This is a genomic window from Gilliamella sp. B2969 (assembly GCF_026536195.1).
Lineage (GTDB): Bacteria > Pseudomonadota > Gammaproteobacteria > Enterobacterales > Orbaceae > Gilliamella.
Genome location: NZ_JAFNOP010000031.1, coordinates 1 through 521, shown reverse-complemented (window position 1 = coordinate 521; position 521 = coordinate 1). Strand labels below are relative to the sequence as shown.

At 50.1% G+C, this 521-nt stretch carries 1 protein-coding gene; it reads right to left on the bottom strand.

All coding sequences use genetic code 11. From position 1 onward, the window contains the following. Positions 1-521, bottom strand: a 521-nt coding sequence (locus J3U66_RS12800) for a contractile injection system protein, VgrG/Pvc8 family (RefSeq protein ID WP_267349255.1), incomplete at both ends; no start/stop codon positions are given.

The window sequence follows — 521 nt, the reverse complement described above, 5'->3', positions numbered from 1 at the left end:
GCATACGGTTTTGCCAGTCTGACCCATAAGCTCTCTTCACCGCTGTTCCAGCTTTTCAGGTCAAAGTTAAACTTAACCCGATACCGACCCTGAGTGTCAATATAACCATAGGTGTCATTATCCGGACTGGTCACCCGTGCCGGTAAGGTGCCGCTGATTTGTGGCCATGCTATCGGTTTAGGGCGGTAGGGTTTTAATACCTGATACGGGATGGCGGTAAATACTACTTCATAAGCATCCGTGCGGTTACCGTGCCCAGCCACACTTATAATGATAAACCCCTCTTGCGTATCGGCTAACGGGTTACCTGTTATGCGAATACGTTGACCCGGTACTAGCTGACAGCGGTTACTTTTACCGCTGATGATTACCTGACTACTGATTGCCTGTTCATGACGAATACGCGCATACCATGTCCCACTTTCAATGCTGTTATCCTGGTCACCTTCGCGGTTACCATTTTGCTCCCCTGCCGCAAAACGGTTGGCTGTATCGCTATCACGACCGGCATTAGCCGTGCC